Here is a 23,568-nt window from a genome sequence, read left to right as displayed (position 1 = left end):
AGGGGAACTATCCCAATGACTTTGGAAATGGTCTTTGTATTAATGATTATTATAACCATGTTTGTCGGGTTACTATTTGAAGTAGCCCGACCAGACATGGTTGTTTTTACAGCATTAGGTATTTTATTGTTAACAGGGATTTTAACACCTGACGAAGCTCTTAAAGGGTTTTCAAACGAAGGCATGTTAACGATTGCCTTATTGTTTATTGTGGCTGGGGCTGTGCAGAAAAGCGGTGTCACAGATCGACTGGTAAGTAAGTGGTTGCAAAACACACGATCCATGACCGGTGTCACAGGTAAATTTTTCGCACCGTTATCGTTGTTTTCGGCTTTCTTGAACAATACACCAATCGTGGTTACATTCACGCCTGTATTACGTAAGTGGTGTCATGATAAGGGAATTGCACCGTCTAAATTGTTGATACCATTGTCTTATGTAACGATTCTTGGTGGTACGATTACATTGATGGGGACATCGACGAATTTAGTGGTTCATGGCATGTTAAAGGACTATGGTTTTGCAGGGTTCTCATTTTTCCAATTAGCGATTGTTGGTGTGCCGGTGACAGTTATTGGTTTGGTATACGTGACTCTAATTGCGCCCAAGATTTTACCGTCATATAAAAGCTTTCAAGATAAGATGCGGGAAAATACCCGGGAATACATAGCTGAGTTAACTGTGGGCAGTGATTTTCCTTATACAAATCAATCGGTTGTTGAGGCTGGTTTACGAGATTTGGACGGGCTGTTTTTAATCGAGATCCTTCGTAATAATGAAATTATCTCCCCAGTTAGTTCGCATACTGTGATTCGTGCTAATGACCGGTTAATCTTTACAGGCTTAATCTCAACGATTGCAGACTTAGAGAAGATGAAAGGTCTTTATCTTGAAACGGGCACAGATTTGAAGTTAGAAGACTTAAAAAATGGTGATGGTCAAACGCAACTCTTAGAGGCTGTGGTATCACATGACTCATCATTACTTAATAAAACGATAAAAGAGTCACAATTTCGTTCACGTTATGATGCAGGCGTCATTGCTGTTCACAGGAATAATGAACGAATTCAAAGTAAAATTGGTGATATTGTATTAAAGCCTGGCGATACATTGTTGTTACTCACAGGCGATCATTTTATCGATAATCATCAGCATTCCGATGATTTTTACGTCATTTCGAGTTTGGGAACACCGAAGAAGTTAAATGAAGATCCTGTCAAAGGCTGGTTCTCAATCATCGTGTTAATCGCGATGGTCATGTTGGTTGCGGTAGGCTTGTTAAGCATGTTTAAAGCCATGTTGTTGGCCGTGTTATTTTTACTAATAGGACGAGTTGTGACACCGAATGAAGCAGCAGGGTATATGCAATTCCATGTGCTCCTGTTAATTGCCAGTGCGATTGGTGTCGGAACCGCCATGACCAAGACAGGTCTAGCGGATTACATAGCACAACAAACGTTGAGTTTAGTCGAACCGTTAGGATTATTGGCGATTGTTGTGTTAGTCTATTTATTAACGAATCTATTTACTGAATTGATCACCAATGCAGCAGCAGCTGTCTTAATGCTACCAATTGCGATTGAAATGGCTGGACAGTTGAATATTGACCCGATTGGCTTAGCTGTGACTGTAGCAATTGCAGCTTCTGCTAGTTTTATCACACCGATTGGCTACCAAACTAACTTAATTGTTTATGGGCCAGGTGGCTATAAGTTTAGCGATTATATTAAGGTAGGATTACCATTATCATTTATTGTGATGATTGTGACAACAATGATTATTTCACAAGTATGGATTTAGGAGGATTATTATGACAAAATCAGAGAATATCGTTTGGCACGACTCGAAAGTTGTTAAAGAGGAAAGACAAAAACAAAAAGGTCAGAAAAGTGCTGTTGTGTGGTTTACAGGTCTATCTGGCGCAGGAAAATCAACTATTTCAGTTGAAGTTGAAAATGAATTGTATCGACAAGGCTTACACACATTTCGTCTAGACGGTGATAACGTCCGTCATGGATTAAATAATAACTTAGGATTTAGCGCGGAAGACCGGGCTGAAAACATCCGTCGTGTCGGAGAAGTCGCTAAATTAATGGCTGATGCTGGTCTATTAACCTTAACAGCTTTTATTTCACCTTATCGTGAAGACCGTGATAAAGTTCGTGAAATCATGGATGATGGTGAATTCATTGAAGTTTATGTCGCTTGTGATTTAGAAGTTTGTGAATCACGCGACCCTAAAGGTCTTTATCAAAAAGCAAGAGCTGGTGAAATCAAAGGATTCACAGGTATTGATGATCCTTATGAAGAACCTAAGAATCCTGAGCTAGTTGTTCATTCTGATCAGAATTCATTAGAAGAATGTGTTCAACAAGTCGTTGATTACTTAAAGCAAAACGGATACTTTGAGGCATAAATCATGATTAAAGAGTTAGCGAATATTGCACTTGATGCTGGTAAAGAGATTATGGAGATTTATAAGAAAGACTTTGATGTTGCTTATAAGGAAGACGAGTCACCTTTGACAATTGCTGACGAACAAGCTCATACGGTGATTGAAAAAGGACTTAAAGAAAGCTTTCCTTCTGTTCCGATTTTAAGTGAAGAAGGCGATGACATTTCTTATGAAGAACGTAAGGGTTGGAAACAATTCTTTTTAGTCGACCCGCTTGATGGGACGAAGGAATTCATCAAGAAAAACGGAGAATTCACAGTTAATATCGCCCTTGTTGATGGTGATTATCCTTCAGTTGGTGTTATTTATGCTCCTGCGTTAGATATTCTATATGTTGGGGTTGTTGGTGAAGATGCTTATAAGCTTAATGGTGCTTCGCAAGCCAAGTTCGTAACAGACGAGGATATTAAGAATCTAAGTCAGACGCTACCATTAGAGCAATCGAAAGACGCCGTTCATGTTGTAGCGAGCCGTTCTCATATGTCAGAAGAAACAGAAGCGTTTATTGAAGAGCTTAAAGCAGAACATGGTGAAGTTGATACTGTTTCATCAGGTAGTTCACTTAAATTCTGTTTAGTCGCTGAAGGTGAGGCCGATTATTATCCGCGATATGCACCAACGATGGAATGGGACACAGGTGCAGGACAAGCTATTGTCGAAGCTGTTGGTAAAACAGTTGTAAGATATGAAGATGGTAAGCGTTTTTATTACAATCGAGAAGATTTAACGAATGGTTGGTTTTTGGTGAAATAGAAGAAGAGCTTATTCCTTTGTTAGGAATAAGCTCTTTTGATTTAATAAAGGTAATTATTTGGTAAACTAACGTTTTCTCGTTGACTTAACTTTATATTATCCTCTTTGTATCGTTCTTGTAATTGTCGTTGCATTTCTTCAGGCAGAGTGTAGCGTTTGTAATGTATTTTATAACTTATTTTATTTTGTAAAAAGGTTCGTGGCCAAAGTAACCCAAAACGTTTGGTTTTTTTTGGTTCAAATTTACCGTCTGGGTTTTGTTTTGTTTTGAAGAAATAATTTAACCGTCTTGCTAACCGTGCTTGTAAAACACCATAGCTTTTATTCGCTGGATAATCATCATATTCAGGTATTTTCTTAACACCCAGGTAATTTAATAATTTTAATAGATAACCATCAGGATCTTTCTTCAGGTTCTCGTAAATGAATAAGTAATAATCTTCCCCGAAAATGTCTTCGACAAAATTGAGATACTCATTGTACTTATATTGATCTAAGACATCGTGATCTTCTAATTTTTGTAGATAATCATCAGCTTGTTTGTATCCACCCATATGTAAGTATTGGATGTACAAAGAAGTCATCATTTGTACTTGTTCACGAATACCAATAATTAATTTAACATCATATTGATCTTCTGGGAAAACACGTCTTAAATCTTTTAGTATACTTGTGTGTTTTTTAGGCTTTTTTTGCTTAAATGGACTACCAGAAAGACCTTCATAAGAAATTAAAGTAGGTTTTTCTTCTTTTCCTAATTCATCAAAACGATTTCTTATTTCTAAAATATCTTCATCATTTAATTTACGCACACGTAAGCGATACAGTTCATTTTTGATTTTCTTGTTTTTGATATGTCTTACCTTTTTCAAATTGGGAAAAATGTTTTTTTGAAGAAAGGTGGTAGCCGTTTTATGATATCCAATATGTAAATAAATTGTTTTTCTCATTTTTAATTTACACCCACTTTTTATTGATTACATGCAATTAAATTTTAAATCAAAAATTTTTGAGTAGCAAGGTTATAATACAAGTTATAGTCAATCATGCTATAAATGTTTGATTAAAATTGAGTATGACTGAGAATTTAAATTAAATCAATATTCTTAATAGGAATCATGAAACCAATTTATCATTATAAACGTCTAATAAGTGAATGACTGATTCAAATTGATGAAGCGCCATATATCAAAATATGTTAAAATACATACTAACAAAAATTTATTTGTAGAAAATTGTTGTAACTTAATTAGTGATAAAAAAATAAAAATTTGAAGCGCTTAACTAGGTTTATACTCAAATATTGATTTATAAGTAAGGTGTGAAGTGTCATGAAAGTATCAGTCATCGTACCTGTTTTTAATACAGAAGATTATGTAAAAGATTGCATAAAATCAATCCAAGATCAATCACATTATGATATAGAAATTATTGTTGTAGATGATGGTTCGGTTGATAAAAGTATGGTTTATGTAAAAGAATTAGCAGATGAGGATCCTAGAATTAAAATTGTTGAGTTACCAGAACAAAGCGGAGTTGGTTATGCCAGAAATGTAGGAATCGAGTATGCCTCTGGTACTTATTTATATTTTGTAGACAGTGACGATGTCATTCATCATCATGCGATCAAAACATTAATAGATCATATTGATGAAGATGATGTCATTATTTCTGGCAGTATTTCAACTATACGATCCTTGGATGAGATGGATCAATTTGTACAAAATGAAGTCCCGAAAATAAAAGTTCGAAAAACATCGAGTATTTATACAAGTAGAACGGTTCAAAAAGTATTATACTCAAGAACATTTGTTGAAGACCATAACATTAGATTCTTGGAAAACACTAAAATGTATTCTGATTATGCATTTGTATACGATGTCATCTCATTACAACCCTACACGAAATATACTAGAGATAGTCGGTATTTTAGACGTAAACGAAATGACTTAATACAAAATCCCAATATTGAGGAAACGAGTTACTATGAAAAATGCTTGAACTATTTTGAAATGTATTTAACCTTAGAGCCAAGATATCGTGAGAATGATGCCATGAAATATCGACTAGACGTGGATTTAATGAATTTCTATCGTAAGACATTTTTGAATTATATGCGAGAACAAGATGATTTCGATCAGGTGTTTCGTAGGTTATCTGAGGTTTTCAATCTACTTTCACATCGAGTTTATAAAAAGCAGAACCCTTTAGTAAAACGAGAAATAAAAGCCATTCAAGAATTAAATCAATACCGATTTGTAAAACTTATTCGGTCTCATCATTTATTAAGTGATTTGAAAAGAAGTATTTCTAAACGAACCAACCTAAAAAAATTCATATACAATCGATTTTTTCAACGAATGTCTGTTAAATCAGATTATATTGTGTTCGAAAGCTTTATGGGCAAAGGCTATTCTTGTAATCCGAAAGCCATTTATGAGTATATGTACAAACATCACCCCGACTATAGATATATTTGGGTGAACAATGGCAATCATTTATCAATCCCGGGTAATCCTAAACAAGTTAAACGATATTCATTAGCTTATTATTACTATATGGCGCGTTCGAAATATTGGGTGTTTAATACAAGACTGCCGAAACATGTGAAGAAACGAGATGAAATCGTTTATCTCCAAACATGGCATGGTACACCATTGAAGCGATTGGGTCTAGACATTGAAGAAGTTCAAATGCCAGGTACGGATACTGGACGTTATAAGAAAAATTTCACCCAAGAAAGCAGTCGTTGGGATTATCTTATTTCACCCAATCAATATTCTTCTGAAATATTTACTAGAGCTTTCGATTTCGATAACCAGTTAATGGAGTATGGCTATCCGAGGAACGATATCTTATATCAAGCGAATCAGTCGTATATTGACCAAATCAAACAGAAAGCTGGTATACCAGTCGACAAAAAAGTTGTATTGTACGCGCCAACTTGGCGTGACAATCAATTTATTGAGAAGGGTAAATACTCGTTTGAATTACCATTAGACTTGGATCATTTTAGAGAAGAATTATCAGATGAATATGTTCTTGTATTACGACTTCATTATCTAGTGGCCAATCAGTTAGACCTAACTGGTTACCAAGATTTTGCGTATGATTTATCAGCGTTTGATGACATTGCCGAGCTATATTTGATTTCTGATATCTTAGTAACCGATTATTCCTCAGTATTCTTTGACTACGCTAATCTCAAGCGTCCAATTCTGTTCTATACTTATGACTTAGAGGATTATAAAGGTAAAATTCGTGGATTGTACTTTGATATTGAAACAGAAGTGCCTAGTCCGTTGTTAATGACATCTGAAGAAGTGATTGATGCTATTCAAAATATTGAAGATATTAATGAGAGATATCAAGCAAAGTATGATGAGTTTTATAAACGGTTTTGTAGTTGGGAAGACGGTAAAGCTGCTGAAAATGTTGTTAAAACAGTGTTTGGGAAAGAGGCTTAATGTCATTAAGCCTCTAGAAAAATAATAGGCAATTCAGAGGTATGAATATATGGATTGCAATGGTTAATCGCTCTATGTCTAGATAAATATTCCCATTTATCGAAACTACTGATATAATGTCGACTATGCAATTATAAATTTAGATAATAGAATAAAGGGTGAATACTTTGGAAGAAGAAATTAGTTTGAGAGAAATTATAAATCGCTTGTGGGAAGGAAAGTGGATCATTGCAGGTATTACAGTTGTTGCTATTTTAATTAGTTTTATTGCTAGTTATTTTATTATGAGTCCTACATATGAAGCAGATACAACCATAAGAGTGAGTCAACCAAATTATCAGCTCGGAACAGCATCTGATTATGTTAGCGGAGTGGTTGGGACCGATATATTTGTTCGAACGGCAGAATCGCCTGAAGTTTTATCAGTAGTCCTAGAAAAAGAAACTGATGGAAATCGTTCTGTTAGTAGTTTGAACAGTAGCTTGACGTTTGAGGTGGAAGATGCTGAAAACCCATCGATCGTTGATATTACGATAACAGGCGGTGATAAACAACAGGTTACTAATTTATTACATAGTGTGGTAACAGAAACAACCAATAACTTATCAAGTTCAGTTCAAAATCGGTTAAGTCGTTTAGAAGAGCAATATAATCAACAAGCTAAGGCTAAAGAAGAAGAATTGCAAACAAAAATTAATGAATACAGTGAGATGCAAACAGGGAATGATCTCCCTTCGCTACTATTGTTCGAAGACATTGCAAGCAATTCACAGTTCTTACTAGAGGCAAATGAAGATATGATGAATGAATTACGCGATCTTGATAAAGTAGCTCAAATAGAGTTTGAACAAATTAATGATGAGATTGATAGATTGTACGAGGACCATAACACATATGTTCAATATCTCGAAGATGTACAATCGGCTCAATCGCTTAATGTTGTAGAGGAATCAGTTCATGTTATATCTGAACCATATGCAGGTGACAGCCCTGTTAGTCCAAACAAAACACTTAATTTAGCAATCAGTTTAGTCTTAGGGCTTATGATTGGTGTGTTCGCCGTCTTTATCAGAGCTTATATGAAAGAAACAAAATAAGGCGGAAGGTGGCACTGAAGCTGTGTCGCCTTTTTTAAAGACAATAGTGCAAGGTGTCGAATTTGGTTGGAAGCTGTTAATTACTGTGATATATTTAAATAAATAATTAAATTTAAATGATTAGTGATTTATCGTTCGGAGGGACGATTATGACGTATAGAAATCGAATAGCAATATTAATGCTTTTAGATTCATTAATTGTATTATCGGCAATTTTTCTTAGCTCATATATTCTATATGATACATTCACTATGAAAGAAGAAGTGTTGCTAATCTCAGCAGTCGTATTATTTGTGGCACATCATGTGTTTGCGGTATTCTATGGTCTTTATCAGAAAGCGTGGGAATATGCGAGCATTGGTGAGCTGTTTATCATTTTTAATACAGTGACACTTTCAATTCTTTTAGCAGCACTGACTCAGTATGTATTACAAGGTAGTATAATGTTACGTGCGTTACTTGTTACATGGATGTTGCATATGTTGATGATAGGTGGGTCGAGGTTTGCTTGGCGAATGTTTCGTGATAACTGGTTCCAAACGATCAATGGTAAGAGGCGTACATTAATTATTGGGGCAGGCTCAGCTGGGACAATGGTGGCAAGGCAGTTATTGTCGAGTCATGAAACGGAGCTTCACCCAGTGGCGTTTCTAGATGATGATCCTAAAAAAGAAAAAATACAGTTTTTAGGAATTCCTGTTAAGGGTAAAGTCGAAGAGGTTGTAAACATTGTTAAGCAAGAAAAGATTGAACATATAATTATTGCAGCGCCATCAATGACACAAAATAACTTGAACACAGTGTTTGAACAGTGTTCTGAAACAAAGGTACGTACTCAAATCATGCCTAAAATGGAAGATATTCTGACTGGTAAGGTTTCCATTAACCAATTCCGTGATGTAGAAGTGGAAGATCTACTTGGACGTGAACCAGTGGAATTAGATACGGTTAGTGTATCCAGTTACATAACAAGCAGAACAGTTTTAATTACAGGAGCTGGTGGCTCCATTGGATCAGAAATATGTCGACAAATTGCTGAGTTTTCCCCAGATAAGCTTATTTTATTAGGCCATGGTGAAAATAGTATATACAAAATAGAACGTGAGCTGCAAAACCAGAAAAAAGGCAATATCGAAATCATACCTTTAATTGCTGATATTAAAGATCGCACCCGAATGTTTGAAATTATGTCATTCTACCAACCTGATGTGATCTATCATGCGGCTGCTCATAAACACGTACCTTTAATGGAAAGCAATCCATTTGAAGCAGTAAAAAATAATGTCTTCGGAACTAAAAATGTAGCTGATGCAGCAAATGAAGCAAAAATTGGTACGTTTGTGCTTGTTTCTTCAGATAAAGCGGTGAATCCAACTAATGTGATGGGATCAACTAAACGGATAGCCGAAATGGTTGTGCAGCAATTAAATGAAAAAAGCAACACCAATTTTGTTGCAGTTAGATTTGGAAACGTATTAGGTAGTCGAGGTAGTGTAATTCCATTATTTAAAGAACAGATATCTCAAGGTGGTCCGGTTACTGTTACGGATCCTGAAATGACACGATATTTCATGACTATTCCAGAGGCTAGTCGATTAGTAATTCAGGCGGGGGCACTTGCTAGAGGCGGAGAAATATTCGTTTTAGACATGGGTCAGCCTGTTAGGATTGTAGATTTAGCCAAGAACCTTATCAAACTATCAGGCTTTACTGAAGATGAAATCGGCATTGTTTTTTCAGGGAAGCGACCTGGCGAGAAAATGTATGAAGAATTGTTAAATAAAACAGAAGAAACAGAACGACAGGTATTCCCGAAAATTTATATCGGAAAAAGTGTTATGGATGACCAACCATCTATTAATCTGATAACCAAAGATTTAGAAACAATCAATCAAAATGATGTTACAAATTATGTGATAAAGCTAGCAAACGGCCAGTATGATGAAGTGAAAAAGTTATCATATTTGAAGACATTATCCTAAGGAGAGTCTGATGTGAGTAAAGTCAAAAAAGCTATTATTCCTGCAGCTGGTCTTGGAACTCGCTTTTTACCAGCTACAAAAGCTTTACCCAAAGAGATGCTACCGATTGTCGATAAGCCAACAATTCAATACATCGTTGAGGAAGCTATCGAATCTGGCATTGAAGATATTATTATTGTGACAGGAAAAGGGAAACGCGCAATTGAAGATCATTTCGATAACGCCTACGAACTAGAAGATACATTAATAGAAAAAGAAAAATTTGATTTACTTGAAAAGGTGCGAAAATCATCAAATGTTGATTTACACTACATCCGCCAAAAAGAACCACAAGGTTTAGGCCATGCGGTGTGGTGTGCGCGTAAGTTTATTGGTGATGACCCATTTGCAGTACTATTAGGCGATGATATTGTTCGCGCTGAGACACCTGGACTAAAGCAGCTAATAGACGAATACGATCGAACTGATAGATCCATTATTGGTGTTCAGTCTGTGCCTGATGGTGAAACCAATCGTTATGGCATAATTGATCCATTAGAACAGAACGGTCGTCTATACGGTGTTAATAATTTCGTGGAAAAACCTGAGTTAGGTCAAGAACCTTCGAATTTAGCTATAATGGGCCGTTATGTCTTAAGCCCAGAAGTGATGGATTATTTAGGTCAACACAAAGTCGGTGCCGGAAATGAAATCCAACTTACCGATGCAATTCAAGCATTGAATGAACAACAACCTGTTTATGCTTATGATTTTGAAGGGCGTCGTTATGATGTTGGTGAAATTAAAGGATTCTTGAAAACTACGATTGAGATGTCGTTAGAACGTGATGATGTAAGGAAAGATATTTTAGAATACATGTCTGAAATTCTAGAAAATAACAAAGTGGAGTAATTCAATAAAAAAGGTAGTGATACAGCATGAAAAAAAACGTTATATACAACTCCTGGATTAAAAGATTATTAGATTTCACTGTATCTACGCTTGCTACTTTGCTTTTAAGTCCTTTGCTTATACTATTAGCTATGCTTGTTAAAATTAAAATTGGGTCACCAGTACTTTTTAAACAACAACGTCCAGGTTTCCATGAGACCATTTTTACAATGTATAAGTTTCGTACAATGACAAATGAAACTGATCATAACGGTAATTTGTTACCTGATGATGTTCGTTTATCTAAATTTGGCAAATTTTTAAGGTCCACGTCACTAGATGAACTACCTGAATTATTAAACATCATTAAGGGTGACATGTCCATTGTAGGGCCAAGGCCGCAATTGGTTAAAGACATGGTTTTCATGACTGAAGAGCAAAGAGCACGTCATACCGTAAGACCAGGATTAACTGGCTGGGCACAAATTAATGGAAGAAATAGTGTTACTTGGGAGGATAAAATCAACTTTGACCTTGAGTATCTAAGAAAGCAATCATTAAGTTTCGATATCAAAATCATAATTTTAACTATTCTTAATGTGTTTAAGCGTGAGGGCATAACTGCGGAAGGAATGGAAACCGCTGAAGACTTAGGTGATTACTTATTAAGAAATGAAGTTATCAGCGAAGATTACTATAATAAAAGTATAAAATCGAGTAGAGAACTAGTCGATTCATATATAAAGTAGGTGTGCTTATGAAAAATAAACATGATGACCTAGTATCAATAATAACACCTGTTTTTAACGCTGCAGAATATATAGATAATACAATAAATAGTGTTCTTAAGCAAACTTATACTAATTGGGAAATGATCATTGCAGATGATTGTTCAACTGATAATACTGCTGAAAATGTATTAAAATATGATGATCCAAGAATTAGATATTTGAAAATGGATGATAATTCTGGAGCTGCTAGAGCAAGAAACAAAGCACTAGACTATGCTAAAGGTAACTTTATAGCGTTTTTAGATAGCGACGATTTTTGGAAAGAGACAAAATTGGAAAAGCAATTATCATTTATGTTAGATAAAAGAATAGGTTTCTCTTTTACAGGTTATGAAATATTGGGAAACGAAAAGAATAAAATTATTGAAGTGCCTAGTTCACTTAATTACAATCAATTTATGAAAAACACTATAATAGGTACACTTACAGTTATAATTAATAGAGATATAGTCGGTGATTTCAGGATAGTGGATGTTAAAAAGGATCATGATTCAATGACCTGGGCTAAGATATTAAGAAAAAATAATATAGCTTATGGGCTAAATGAATCGCTAGCTTATTATCGTAAAGTGGATGGTTCAATCTCGAATAACAAGTTTAAAGCTGCGATGACACATTGGACAAATTTAAGGCAAATAGAAAAATTATCAGTATTTAAAAGTTTATATTATTTTATATTTTATGGGTTTAACGCTGTTAAGAAACACTATTTTAGTTAATTAATAGGAGAATAAATTATGAAAGCAATTATTATTATAGGAGCTGCAAGATCAGGGACTAAAATGCTAGGTAATGTCTTCTCAATGCACCCAGATGTTTCTTATTTTGGGGAAGTTAATCAGATCTGGAGAACTGGTCAAGAATCGTTGTCACATGATGCTTTATCCATTGATCAACAGAATGTAGTAGCTATTAGAAATAAGTTCAAAGAAAAATGCAAAGGTGATACTGTTATTGTTGAAAAAACAGCAGCAAATAGTTTAAGACTACCATTAATAGCAGAGGTGTTTGATGATGTTAGGTTTATTCATATTGTACGTGACGGCAGAGATGTAGCATTATCCGCAGCTCAAAAATGGCAAGGAGAAAACTCTAAATTTGAACGAGAAACTCTTACTTATGGAAATAGTAAAAGAACTGTAATTAAAAGGATGACACATAGATTAAAAAATTCTACATTTAAAGAATTCGTTTCTTTAGTACCAAAAGGAATTAATGCTAGCCTTAGTTTTTGGGGGATTAAAAAAGAAACAACTTGGGGCCCTGTTGTTCCAGGATTGAAAGAATTCAGAAAAAACCACAGTTTGATTGAAACTTGTGCATATCAATGGATGATCTCAGAAATCTTTATAAAAAACTACTTTGCTAGTAATACAGAATCAAAAGTAAAAGAAGTTAAATACGAAGATTTTTGTAACAACCCCAATGAGTTTATTAAAGAGTTTTTTAAATTCACCGATTTACAGGTTCCAAGAAATATAGAAGATATTAATGAATCAGTAAAAACAGGGAATGAGCAGAGATGGAAGAAGGAGCTAACTGATAAAGATCTTAAAAATGTAGAAAATTTATGTGCTGATTTATTAAGAAGTTATAATTATGATTTTTAATAAATTTCAAGCGAAAACTGGGTGACTTATATGTTGTTTGAAAAATTAATCAATAGAAATGAATCTCTATCTGTTATCGGGTTAGGCTATGTAGGTTTACCGATTGCAGTAGCTTTTGCAGATGAAGTAGATGTTATAGGCGTTGATATCAATCAAACTAAAATAGATCAATATCGATCAGGCATTGATCCAACTAAAGAGGTTGGTGATGAAAAAATTCAAGAAACATCAATGGAATTTACTGACGATGAGTCAAAAATTAAAGATGCAAAATTCCATATCGTTTCTGTTCCTACGCCAATTAAACACGACAAAACTCCTGAACTCTCCCCAATTGAAGGAGCTAGTAAAACGATTGGTAGGAACTTAACTCATGGATCTATCGTCGTATATGAGTCTACCGTTTATCCTGGTGTTACAGAGGATGTATGCATACCGATTTTAGAAAAGGAATCAGGTTTGAAGTGTGGTGTAGATTTTAAAGTTGGTTATTCACCTGAAAGAATTAATCCAGGTGATAATGTTAATACTTTAGAGAAGATAGTTAAAATTGTTTCCGCAATTGATAATGACACATTAGATGAAATTGCGAAAATTTATGAACTTGTTATTGATGCTGGTGTACACAAGGCAACATCAATAAAAGTTGCTGAAGCAGCAAAAGTAGTTGAAAATAGCCAACGAGATATTAATATTGCATTTATGAATGAATTAGCTATGGTTTTTGATCGAATGGGCATTGATTCAACAGATGTTGTAGATGCTATGAATACAAAGTGGAATGCACTAGGCTTTACACCAGGGCTTGTTGGTGGTCATTGTATTGGTGTTGATCCATACTACTTTATTTATGAAGCAGAAAAACTTGGGTACCATAGTCAAATAGTGCTGTCTGGACGCAAGATTAATGATAGTATGGGTGAATTTGTTGCTGATGCAATTATAAAAAAATTAATTAAAACAAATAAAGTTGTTAAACAAGCTAAAGTAGCTATTTTAGGTCTGACATTTAAAGAAAATACACCAGATACACGAAATTCAAAAGTTATTGATATTGTAAATGGCTTGAATGATTATGGAATTAAACCAGTTGTAGTAGATCCAGTAGCAAATCCTGATGAAGTATACAATGAATATGGTATTGAATTAACATCTATGGAACAATTAACTAATCTTGATTGTATTGTATTAGCAGTTGCGCATGATCAGTTTAAAGCAATGGGTTTAACTGAATTTGATAGATTCTTTGCCAACGTTTCCAATGAAAATAAAGTGTTGATTGATGTAAAAAGCGTTATGGAGAGAGAACCAATAGAAGCTGAAGGATACGAATATTGGCGATTGTAGAAGAGAGTGAAGTAAATGAAGGTATTACATATTAATTCCTATTATAGTACAAGTAAATTTTATATGAACTTATATGACAAGCAAATAGAACAAGGTTTGGATATTGATGTGTATGTCCCAGTAGCTCAGGGTTTTGTGGAGAATCGCGAATTAGGTAACTATACAACTGTTAGTAAAAACCATAAAAAATATGACCGTTATATATTTCGCCTAAAACAATGGAAGATTCTAAAAGATATTAAATATAAATATGATGTGAAAAATTATTCTATACTTCATGCACATTCGTTATTCACTAACGGATACATTGCTTATAAACTTCATAAAAAATATGGAACACCATATGTAGTTGCTGTTCGGAATACAGATGTAAATTTGTTTTTTAAAAAAATGATTCATCTAAGGAAATTAGGAATAAATATTTTAAAATATGCTCAAAAAATAATTTTTATCTCACCTTCATATAAGAAGGATGTATTAAATCAGTTTATTCCTCATTCATTAAAGCATGAGATTGATAATAAAACACAAGTCATTCCTAATGGTCTTGATGATTTTTGGCTACAGAATAAGAATAATAACAAAACGATTAATAAGGAAGCAATAAAAATACTGCATGTAGGCGATGTTAATAATAATAAAAACGTGTTGACTACTGCGAAAGTTATAGAAAAAATGCGAGATTCTGGATACGAATGCAAGTTCACAGTAGTGGGAAAGATAAAAAACCAGAAAGTTTATAATACTCTTTTAAATTATGATTTTGTAAATTATATTTCCCCTATTAGCAGTAAAGAGGAATTGTTAAAAATCTACCGTAGTAATGATATTTTAGTTGTACCATCAATTAAGGAAACGTTCGGATTAGTATATGTTGAAGCGATGACGCAAGGGCTTCCTATTCTTTACACCAAGAATCAAGGTTTTGACGGTCATATTCAAGATGGCAAGGTTGGATATAGGGTTGATCCTTATAATGAATATGATATAAAGATAAAAATCCAGAACACAATCAAAAACTATAATTATCTTTCTAACAACTCAGTATATTATGCAGATAAATTTAATTGGAATGTAATTAACACAGAATACACCAAAAATTATAAACAGGGTTCAATCATACAATAATCTCTCTACAATCTTGTTATCGGAGGGGGGGGACAATATTATGATAGCATCTTACATATAAATTTTCGCGAACAACTGATTATAATACATTAAAGGAAGCAATATCATGTTGAAAATTTCAGCAATTAATTCGGATATCTATAGTAAATATATATTAATAATTATTTTAATAAATTCTTTTTTTGGATATTTTTTTAATGATATAATTAATTACCTTGTATTAGTGGTATCTGCAATAGGGCTTTTACTCACTGTGTTTATAAATTCTGCTTTTAAGTTAAATTCTTATCAAGTATTGATAATAGGCTTATTCGTATTATTTATTACAATTCAAGTTTTACCTTCCACTTACTCTTTATTTCCTAAGGAAAGTTTATCTTCAAGCATAGTTATAAGTGTTACATTTTTATTGGGAATATTATTAGTACTAAAAGGAAAATTTTATGGAGATTTTGTTTTAAAAACTTTATTAATTCTATCGATAATCCATGGAGTTATAACATTCATATTATTTTTATTTCCCGAGCTTTATAATGTAATATACTTACCAGAAGAAATTAAAACCAGCGCACATAAATTTATTTCAAATGGTACATATACAGGAATCACGGATCAAATTGGTAGAAATGCATATTTTATTTCATTAGGATTGTCTGTAATTTTTGTTAGTATGATTTCAACTAATAGTAAGAAGAAATATTGGTTAATTTTATATTTCATTATGTTGCTTTCACTATTATTGACTGGTAAGAGAGGCCATTTATTAGCCAGTATTATATCAATGTTCTTTACTAGCTTAACTTATAGTAAAATAAGAGGAAAAAGTGTAATCCTTAAAGCTGGTTTATTTTTATGTACATCTACTGTATCTGTTTTAGTGGTAATTATGCTTTTTCCAGCTGCAGCTTCACCATTTCAAAGGACTATAGAAAGATTAGATGGTGACATAACTAGTGGGAGAATACAGCTTTATGAAAAAGCAATAAACCTTTTTCAAGATAAACCTGTATTTGGCTGGGGAAGAAATACATTTTCAAACTTGTATGATAAAGGAAATCATAATGTATACCTACAATTGTTGAGTGAAAATGGTATAGTTGGAATTATTGTCTTTCTATCGTTAGCAACAGTTTTATTTTCTTATACTACGAAATTAATTAGCTCCTCATATAATAGGGATGAGTATCTTAAATATTTACTCTTCTCTTTATATATGCAAATTTATTTTATTTTTTATGGTATCACTGGAAACCCACTTAATGACAACTATTTTTTAGTTGTATATATTGTGGGAACGTTAATTCCATTCACATTTAGAATCAAAAGGGTAGAATGATAACACAAAAAAGAAATAACAGAATAAATTTCAGTCTAGCCATTTATTTTATACCTTCTATACTAAAAGTATAGAGAAATTATATATAAGATGAAATTTTTAATAAAAGATATACTTTATTTGTAATAAATAATACTTTAATGAAATAACAGGTGAACTCTCAGAAATAAAAGAATTAGATTTCATTTTATAAATGATTTGTAAGAAAGTTGATAGAGCAACTTCAATAAATATAATGTATAATAAATTAAAATGCTAAGTCATTTAAAATATTTATAGTGAAGTATTTAAATGTCAATTTTCATTTTTAGTGTGGTATCAATTGATTATATAATAGAATTTGCAATATTAAATAATGGTTTTAATTGGTTTAGATAATTCACAAAGGCTTGATCATTGTATTAGATGGTTTAAATTTATTTATTTATGTAAGGTGATTTAAATGAAAATATTTTATATAACAAGTTTAAATCAAAATAAACCGGGAGGGTTGTTTAATGCTACTTATGAGCGTATAAGTAGGCATGCTAAAAAAAATAGTGTGCACATAAATAATAATAATATGTACCCGACTATCTTACCTAGATTTATTAAAAGGATTTTAAAAGGCGGTGAATTTCAAGGTAGTAAATTAAGGAAAGTGGTAAAAGTAAGAGAATTAACGGTTCATAATCACAATATTCCTTTATCTTTACTAAGATATATACAATGGTTCATTAAAGGAATGACTGTGGATCATGTATTGAAAATTTATAAAAAAAACCTTCATAACGAAATCTTAAGGTCAGACATCATTCATGCTCATTGGGGAATGCCACATGGCTATATAGCTTATTTACTTGGTAAGGAATATAAAAAACCATATTTTGTTACAATGCATGGTAGTGATGTAAATAATATCAAAAAAAAGAATCGAAATAAATTAATTGCTACTATGGAAAATGCTGAAAAATGTTTTTTTGTAAGTGAAGCTTTGTTAGGTGCTGCTCTAAAAATGGGTTATTCGGGGAAAAACGCAATAGTTACATACAATGGGGTTGATACTAATAATTTTCAATTAAAAAATGATTTTAGCGGTGAGACAAAAACAGTAGCGTACATTGGTTCATTAGAATATAAAAAAGGAGCAGATATGCTTCCCAAAATATTTAATGAAATAAACATGAGGAATTCTCAAATTAATTTCAAAATAATTGGTGATGGTTCTCTGAAAGCTTTGCTTAAGGAACAAATGGTACAATTAAATGTCGTTAATCAAGTAGAATTTACAGGAGAAATAAATCAGAATGAAGTACCTAGCATTATGAAAAATGTTGATTTATTAGTAATACCTAGTCGTATGGAAGGTCTAGGTATGGTTGTTTTGGAAGCGAACGCAATGGGGATTCCGGTGGTAGGTAGCAATGTAGGTGGAATACCAGAAGCTATAGGGAATAATAAAAATGTATTTAATTTAGACAAATATTATATATTTAATTTATGTGATAGAGCCATGGAAATTTTAGAAAATGAAGATTCTGAAGTTAATGCAAGTTTATTAAGAAATCGAGTAGAACAATATTTTGATTGGGAGTCAATAGTGAGTTTTGAGAAGAAACAATATGAATTATCAATTAAAAAGTAGCGAAGTAATAAAGGTGAATACTAAATTATGAATAAAGAACTTAAAAACATTACAAGACAATCAGGGGTAGTATTTGTAGGTAAAATTATAGGTTTACTATTTGGGCTGTTGTTTAATTTGATTGCAGCTAGATTACTAGGTGCTGAAATTTTTGGACAATTCACCTTATTATATACGTTTATAAGTTTTTTCCCTATATTAGCAATGTTGGGTTTACACCAAGGACTCGTTTACTATATTCCTAAATTTCATGAATCTGGTAACAAAAAATTCCGAAATGAGATAATTACAGTAAGTTATGTTTTAGTTTTTTTAATCAGTATTTTGCTATCTTTTTTAATTTTTATTAATGGCGAATTTATAACAAGCACTTTTTTTGAAAGCTCAGAAGAAGTCCATATTAAATTACTCCAAAATATGGCACCTATTTTAATTTTGCTGACAATCATCCAACTTTCACAAGGGGTCTTCAGAGGTTTAAAAAATATAAATCCTTTTGTACTTTCTCAGGATTTTATAATACCATTAAGTAAAGTGATAGTATTTTTAATTGTTATAGGATTAGTAGGAGCAAGTATTGTTTCTGTTCTCATTACATATTACATATCATTGGTTTTTGGTGTTTTTTACTTATTATATATAATCAATAAAAATAATTTATTTAGTAATTTTTCAATTGAGGCAATCAAATCTTATAAAGAAATATTAAAATATTCGTTACCATTACTATTTACAGGTTTTTTAGGTTTCATTACTAAAAAAAGTGATATTTTAATGATTGGATACTTTTTAGAAGATCAGCAGGTAGGTATTTATAAAATTGCTCTTCAATTAGGTACTATGAGTAGTTTTATACTCGTGGCATTTAATATGATATTCGCCCCAACAATATCATCTTTGTTCCATAAAGGAGAAATTACTCAATTAGAAACAATGTATAAAACAATAACAAAATGGGTTTTTTCTGTTAACTTAGTTGCTTTTGTCTTGATAGTCTTATTTAAACAAGAAATTATGTTTATTTTTGGTAGTGAATTTGTCCTTGGAGCTAATGCTTTATTGTTGGTTTCAATTGGTCAATTAGTAAATGCAGGAGTAGGTTCTGCAGGATATATTCTTATGATGACAGGGCATCCTAAGCTAGAAATGTATAACAATTTATTAATAGTTATTGTGAATATTACATTAAATATTCTTTTGATTCCTTCTTATGGCATTGAAGGTGCAGCTTTCGCCTCATTAGTATCTGTAATGTTAGCGAACATTATAAAATTAATACTAGTATATGTGATTCATAAAATACATCCTTATAATCGAGATTATATTAAAGTGTTATTATCTATCACCAGTTCGTTTATTATTGTTTTTTTACTCAGAAACTTATTTAATTTAAATTCAATTGTTGAATTTATTCTATTTTCTATAATGTTATTGATACTATTTTTAATTACTTTAAAATTATTTGGATTTAGTAAAGATGATAAATTATTAATTGATCAAATAAAGTTCAAAAATCGTAGCAACAGATTAAAGTAAAAAAATAATAACAATTAACATACTCGAATTCATATAAATTGCTTCCTTAAGATATTGAAGAAGAGATGAAATTTAAGTGGGGGGATTATTCTTATGGAAAAGGCGAATTTGTTTATCATTGGTGCTTCTAAGTGTGGCACTACAAGTCTGTATGAAATATTAAATGAACATCCAGAAATATGTATGTCTAACTTAAAAGAAACAGGATATTTTGCTAAAACATCAGATATAAGAAAGAATATTAATTATAAAGCTTTTTATCAGCACTATAATAACGAAAAAGTAATAGGCGAAGTTAGCCCAATTTATAGTGAATTAAATGTAGTACCTTGGGTTCCGAGAGATCTCTATAATTATAATCCAGATGCCCAAATCATCTATATAATAAGAAATCCAATTAAAAGGATGGAGTCTGTCTGGAAGCAAACAATGAGTACAGGACACTGGAGAGAGAGAGTTTATGAACAAAAGTTTGGAGTAGATATTAATAAGATGCCTTTGGATTTTAAAAAGGCTATATATAATTATCCACCTTTTCTTGAAGCATCGAAGTATTGGAAACAAATACAGGGATATAGAAAGTTTTTTGATGATAATCAAATTAAAGTGGTTTTGTTCGAAGATTTTGTGAATAAACCTGATGAAGTAATTTATGACTTATACAATTTCATGGGGGTAGAACAAGTTAATGTAAATAAGAGTAATCTTCATTATAATCCAAGTCAAGGGAAAAATATGTTAAACCCTAAGTATAAGAAGATATTAAGACTTATTCACTTTGTAAATACAAGGCTTAAAACACCTTATAAATTAAAAAAAATCATAAAATCTAAAATTTCTACATCTATTCCAAAAGAAACTATTGAAGGTGAACTTAAAAAAGATGTATTAGATATATTAGATGAAGATGTTAAAATGATTTTATCTTATGCAAACAAGAATGTTGATTATTGGAAATTTTAAGTTGTTAATATTATTTAGTATATACATTGTATAGATTTAAGGAGATAGATAAATATATGGATCAGAAAAAGCCAGATTTTTTTATTGTTGGTGCAGCAAAATCAGGAACTACTTCACTGTATGAATATTTGAAACAACATCCAGAAATATATTTTCCTGAAAGAAAAGAACCACACTTTTTTGGGAATATGAAGCCTGGTGGTGAACATGTAAATAATGAAAGTGATTATTTAAAATTATTTGAGGATGCACCTGAAAATACTGTTATCGGAGAAGCCTCAACATCTTATTTGTATTCGTCTGATGCTGCTTATAATATTCAGAAGTTTAATCGAGATGCAAAAATAATAATAATGTTAAGGAATCCGGTCGACCGTGCGTACTCAATGTACCGTCACCAGGTTCGAAATGGGGCTGAAAACCTCTCTTTTGAAGAAGGTTTGAAAGCTGAGAATGAAAGAATATTGAATGATTGGAAGTATGGTTTTCATTACTTTGCTGGCGGAGAGTATTCATGGCAAATAGAGAATTATTATAAAATCTTTGGTCAGAATAATGTGAAGGTTTTTTTGTTTGATGATTTCAAGGAATTCCCAAATGCTATATTGTTAGATATTTTAAACTTTTTAAATGTTAATGGTAATGTGAGTATAAGTACTGAAAAAGTCCACAATATTAGCAATAAGCCCAAAAATTTGAAGTTGAATTTGCTTTTGAATCAAAGACATCCACTAAAAGAAATATTAAAGAAAATCATTCCTAAAACTCATAGAAAAAGAATTAAAAAATATCTCACAAGTAAAAATATGTCGAAAAATTACGACAGAATGAATGAAGAAACTAGAAATTATTTGGTTTCTGAATATAGAAATGAAATCAATAATCTAGAAAGAGTTCTGAACAGGGATTTGTCTATGTGGAGAAAGTAGAGTGGATTTTTAACTGAGTATCAGCCAATTTTTATATTATTAACTTAAACATTAGCATTGTTTAAAATTTAAGTATCATATATTTTAAATTGTAAATGTATAAGAATAAAATCCCCGATAGATATATCCTCTCACTTTGACTAATTTTAAGTCAAGTTCATCAATATAACCTTCAAAAAAGAGGATGAATGTAAAAAATCAATCATAGTACGTATGGTTTTGAAAAGTTGTTTGAAAATGTTTCATTTGGTATTGAAATGATAAGACACATTAATCAAAGGAGACTCTAAGGATTGATGATCCAAATTTAATCGAGTACTTAATAAGTATGATTGGATGCGAACTTTCGGTGTACTTTCATCTTAAGCGGGAGGTTCTTGTGATTTATAATTAATATGTTGGCAGCGCGTATTGTTTCGCCAGCTACTGTACTTACTTAACAAGTTAAAATGATTGAAAGAAGTATACGATTCTTTTTTAGCACTAGATTAGAAATGAGGCAAACCATGAGTAAAGTCTATTTATCTAGCCCACACATGTCAGGGTTCGAGCAAAGATACATACAAGAGGCTTTTGATTTAAATTGGATAGCTCCACTTGGCAATAATGTCAACGGATTTGAGCTAGAATTGTCAAGCTATAATGGTGTTGCACATACAGCAGTCTTGTCATCTGGCACTGCAGCAATTCACTTAGCATTACGAATACTAGAAGTTGAGCCAGGTGACCATGTATTTGTATCATCTTTAACATTTGTAGCAACTGCTAATCCAGTTCTGTATGAACATGCCAACCCTGTCTTTATTGATTCTGAACCTGACACTTGGAATATGTCTCCTGTTGCTTTGGAAAGAGCTTTACAAGATTTCGATAAAGCTGGCCAATTACCTAAAGCCGTAATTGTTGTGAATTTATATGGTCAAAGTGCCAAGATGGATGAAATTATATCGGTTTGCAATTCTTATGGTGTCCCTGTTATTGAAGATGCTGCTGAGTCACTAGGTAGTGAATACAAAGGTCAGAAAAGTGGTACATTTGGCCATTTTGGTATTTATTCGTTTAATGGGAATAAAATTATCACAACTTCAGGTGGTGGGGCATTAGTTTCAAATGATGAAGCAGCTATTCAAAAAGCGCGTTTTTTATCGACTCAAGCCCGTGATCCAGCTGTTCATTATGAGCATAGCCAAGTAGGGTATAACTACCGTATGAGTAATATTGTCGCAGGTGTTGGAAGGGGGCAATTGGAAGTCTTAAATCAACGTGTTCAACAACGACGCGCAGTCTTCAAGCGGTATTACGATGCTTTCTATCAAATTAAAGGTATCTCCTTTCAACCAGAGCTCGAAGAAACTTTTTCGAATAAATGGCTAACAGCATTAACGATTGACCCCAAGCAAGCTGGTGTTTCTCGTGATCATATTATTGAAGCCCTAAGTGAAAACAATATAGAAGCTCGCCCTGTTTGGAAGCCAATGCATCTACAACCTCTGTTTGAAGGTTCTATCTATTACCCTCATCAAATAGACGATAGTGTGTCTGAACATCTATTTGAGGACGGAATTTGTTTACCTTCAGGATCGAATTTGGATATAGAGGATCAGGAAAGAGTCATCAAAATCATATTAGATGTATTAAACTAGATTTATAGCATCCAGAATTTCTCATAGAAATTGAGAG

The 23,568-nt window shown here is 32.5% G+C and carries 19 protein-coding genes; 18 read left to right on the top strand and 1 reads right to left on the bottom strand.

All coding sequences use genetic code 11. The features are described 5' to 3' along the window. Positions 1-15 precede the first annotated feature (15 nt). Genes ACKXGF_RS12455 through cysQ form a run of 3 tightly spaced genes read left to right on the top strand, consistent with a single transcriptional unit; the run spans position 16 to position 3,208 of the window. Positions 16-1,800, top strand: a complete 1,785-nt coding sequence (locus ACKXGF_RS12455; RefSeq protein ID WP_411954032.1) for an SLC13 family permease — start codon at positions 16-18, stop codon at positions 1,798-1,800. Between the two features lie 10 nt (positions 1,801-1,810). After that, positions 1,811-2,416, top strand: coding sequence for an adenylyl-sulfate kinase (cysC, locus tag ACKXGF_RS12450; protein ID WP_411954031.1), 606 nt, complete (start codon positions 1,811-1,813; stop codon positions 2,414-2,416). Positions 2,417-2,419: 3 nt separating this feature from the next. Continuing rightward, a complete protein-coding gene (gene cysQ, locus ACKXGF_RS12445) occupies positions 2,420-3,208 on the top strand; it encodes a 3'(2'),5'-bisphosphate nucleotidase CysQ (protein ID WP_411954030.1) in 789 nt (262 codons plus the stop codon). A gap of 41 nt (positions 3,209-3,249) precedes the next feature. Here the strand turns inward: cysQ and ACKXGF_RS12440 are convergent, their stop codons facing one another. Continuing rightward, complete coding sequence (locus ACKXGF_RS12440) at positions 3,250-4,158, bottom strand: sulfotransferase domain-containing protein (protein WP_411954029.1); 909 nt, start codon at positions 4,156-4,158, stop codon at positions 3,250-3,252. A 381-nt stretch (positions 4,159-4,539) separates the two neighbouring features. Between ACKXGF_RS12440 and ACKXGF_RS12435 the strand changes: the two genes are divergently transcribed. The 15 genes from ACKXGF_RS12435 (at position 4,540) to ACKXGF_RS12365 (ending at position 23,531) form a co-directional block, all read left to right on the top strand. Further along, complete coding sequence (locus tag ACKXGF_RS12435; protein WP_411954028.1) at positions 4,540-6,675, top strand: CDP-glycerol glycerophosphotransferase family protein; 2,136 nt, start codon at positions 4,540-4,542, stop codon at positions 6,673-6,675. Positions 6,676-6,842: 167 nt separating this feature from the next. Then, positions 6,843-7,772, top strand: a complete 930-nt coding sequence (locus ACKXGF_RS12430) for a Wzz/FepE/Etk N-terminal domain-containing protein (RefSeq protein ID WP_411954027.1) — start codon at positions 6,843-6,845, stop codon at positions 7,770-7,772. Between the two features lie 149 nt (positions 7,773-7,921). Next, entirely contained in the window at positions 7,922-9,754 is a 1,833-nt protein-coding gene (locus tag ACKXGF_RS12425; protein ID WP_411954026.1) for a polysaccharide biosynthesis protein, read from the top strand. Positions 9,755-9,766: 12 nt separating this feature from the next. After that, positions 9,767-10,645: a UTP--glucose-1-phosphate uridylyltransferase GalU gene (galU, locus tag ACKXGF_RS12420; protein ID WP_411954025.1), complete on the top strand. Its 879-nt coding sequence runs from the start codon at positions 9,767-9,769 to the stop codon at positions 10,643-10,645. 26 nt (positions 10,646-10,671) lie between these two features. Beyond that, positions 10,672-11,373 (top strand): sugar transferase, encoded by a 702-nt coding sequence (locus tag ACKXGF_RS12415; protein WP_411954024.1) that lies wholly within the window; start codon positions 10,672-10,674, stop codon positions 11,371-11,373. Positions 11,374-11,381: 8 nt separating this feature from the next. Further along, positions 11,382-12,134, top strand: coding sequence for a glycosyltransferase family 2 protein (locus tag ACKXGF_RS12410; RefSeq protein WP_411954023.1), 753 nt, complete (start codon positions 11,382-11,384; stop codon positions 12,132-12,134). Positions 12,135-12,152: 18 nt separating this feature from the next. Beyond that, on the top strand, positions 12,153-13,025 hold the full coding sequence (locus ACKXGF_RS12405) for a sulfotransferase family protein (RefSeq protein ID WP_411954022.1): 873 nt from the start codon (positions 12,153-12,155) through the stop codon (positions 13,023-13,025). Between the two features lie 30 nt (positions 13,026-13,055). Then, the gene (locus ACKXGF_RS12400) at positions 13,056-14,372 is read left to right on the top strand and encodes a nucleotide sugar dehydrogenase (RefSeq protein WP_411954021.1); all 1,317 of its coding nucleotides are present in this window, start codon (positions 13,056-13,058) and stop codon (positions 14,370-14,372) included. Positions 14,373-14,387: 15 nt separating this feature from the next. Further along, positions 14,388-15,500, top strand: coding sequence for a glycosyltransferase family 4 protein (locus ACKXGF_RS12395; protein ID WP_411954020.1), 1,113 nt, complete (start codon positions 14,388-14,390; stop codon positions 15,498-15,500). Between the two features lie 106 nt (positions 15,501-15,606). Further along, positions 15,607-16,836, top strand: a complete 1,230-nt coding sequence (locus tag ACKXGF_RS12390; protein ID WP_411954019.1) for an O-antigen ligase family protein — start codon at positions 15,607-15,609, stop codon at positions 16,834-16,836. 442 nt (positions 16,837-17,278) lie between these two features. Continuing rightward, the gene (locus ACKXGF_RS12385; RefSeq protein ID WP_411954018.1) at positions 17,279-18,460 is read left to right on the top strand and encodes a glycosyltransferase; all 1,182 of its coding nucleotides are present in this window, start codon (positions 17,279-17,281) and stop codon (positions 18,458-18,460) included. Between the two features lie 27 nt (positions 18,461-18,487). Further along, positions 18,488-19,996, top strand: a complete 1,509-nt coding sequence (locus tag ACKXGF_RS12380; protein ID WP_411954017.1) for a flippase — start codon at positions 18,488-18,490, stop codon at positions 19,994-19,996. A gap of 93 nt (positions 19,997-20,089) precedes the next feature. Beyond that, the gene (locus ACKXGF_RS12375) at positions 20,090-20,959 is read left to right on the top strand and encodes a sulfotransferase family protein (RefSeq protein ID WP_411954016.1); all 870 of its coding nucleotides are present in this window, start codon (positions 20,090-20,092) and stop codon (positions 20,957-20,959) included. Between the two features lie 56 nt (positions 20,960-21,015). Then, positions 21,016-21,888 carry a sulfotransferase family protein gene (locus ACKXGF_RS12370; RefSeq protein ID WP_411954015.1) on the top strand — a complete coding sequence of 291 codons (873 nt, stop codon included), beginning with the start codon at positions 21,016-21,018 and terminating at the stop codon, positions 21,886-21,888. A 506-nt stretch (positions 21,889-22,394) separates the two neighbouring features. Next, positions 22,395-23,531 carry an aminotransferase class I/II-fold pyridoxal phosphate-dependent enzyme gene (locus ACKXGF_RS12365; RefSeq protein ID WP_411954014.1) on the top strand — a complete coding sequence of 379 codons (1,137 nt, stop codon included), beginning with the start codon at positions 22,395-22,397 and terminating at the stop codon, positions 23,529-23,531. The last annotated feature ends 37 nt before the right edge of the window (positions 23,532-23,568 follow it).

This window comes from Alkalibacillus sp. S2W (genome assembly GCF_046764385.1).
GTDB classification, from domain to species: domain Bacteria; phylum Bacillota; class Bacilli; order Bacillales; family Alkalibacillaceae; genus Alkalibacillus; species Alkalibacillus almallahensis.
Note: the sequence above shows the minus strand (reverse complement) of the source record. Positions and strands in the feature narration are given on the sequence as shown.

Coding starts and splice junctions, on each gene's coding strand:
- ACKXGF_RS12455 (WP_411954032.1), top strand. CDS start 16: ATGACTTTGGAAATGGTCTTTGTATTAATGATTATTATAACCATGTTT.
- cysC (WP_411954031.1), top strand. CDS start 1,811: ATGACAAAATCAGAGAATATCGTTTGGCACGACTCGAAAGTTGTTAAA.
- cysQ (WP_411954030.1), top strand. CDS start 2,420: ATGATTAAAGAGTTAGCGAATATTGCACTTGATGCTGGTAAAGAGATT.
- ACKXGF_RS12440 (WP_411954029.1), bottom strand. CDS start 4,158: ATGAGAAAAACAATTTATTTACATATTGGATATCATAAAACGGCTACC.
- ACKXGF_RS12435 (WP_411954028.1), top strand. CDS start 4,540: ATGAAAGTATCAGTCATCGTACCTGTTTTTAATACAGAAGATTATGTA.
- ACKXGF_RS12425 (WP_411954026.1), top strand. CDS start 7,922: ATGACGTATAGAAATCGAATAGCAATATTAATGCTTTTAGATTCATTA.
- ACKXGF_RS12415 (WP_411954024.1), top strand. CDS start 10,672: ATGAAAAAAAACGTTATATACAACTCCTGGATTAAAAGATTATTAGAT.
- ACKXGF_RS12410 (WP_411954023.1), top strand. CDS start 11,382: ATGAAAAATAAACATGATGACCTAGTATCAATAATAACACCTGTTTTT.
- ACKXGF_RS12405 (WP_411954022.1), top strand. CDS start 12,153: ATGAAAGCAATTATTATTATAGGAGCTGCAAGATCAGGGACTAAAATG.
- ACKXGF_RS12400 (WP_411954021.1), top strand. CDS start 13,056: ATGTTGTTTGAAAAATTAATCAATAGAAATGAATCTCTATCTGTTATC.
- ACKXGF_RS12395 (WP_411954020.1), top strand. CDS start 14,388: ATGAAGGTATTACATATTAATTCCTATTATAGTACAAGTAAATTTTAT.
- ACKXGF_RS12390 (WP_411954019.1), top strand. CDS start 15,607: ATGTTGAAAATTTCAGCAATTAATTCGGATATCTATAGTAAATATATA.
- ACKXGF_RS12385 (WP_411954018.1), top strand. CDS start 17,279: ATGAAAATATTTTATATAACAAGTTTAAATCAAAATAAACCGGGAGGG.
- ACKXGF_RS12380 (WP_411954017.1), top strand. CDS start 18,488: ATGAATAAAGAACTTAAAAACATTACAAGACAATCAGGGGTAGTATTT.
- ACKXGF_RS12375 (WP_411954016.1), top strand. CDS start 20,090: ATGGAAAAGGCGAATTTGTTTATCATTGGTGCTTCTAAGTGTGGCACT.
- ACKXGF_RS12370 (WP_411954015.1), top strand. CDS start 21,016: ATGGATCAGAAAAAGCCAGATTTTTTTATTGTTGGTGCAGCAAAATCA.
- ACKXGF_RS12365 (WP_411954014.1), top strand. CDS start 22,395: ATGAGTAAAGTCTATTTATCTAGCCCACACATGTCAGGGTTCGAGCAA.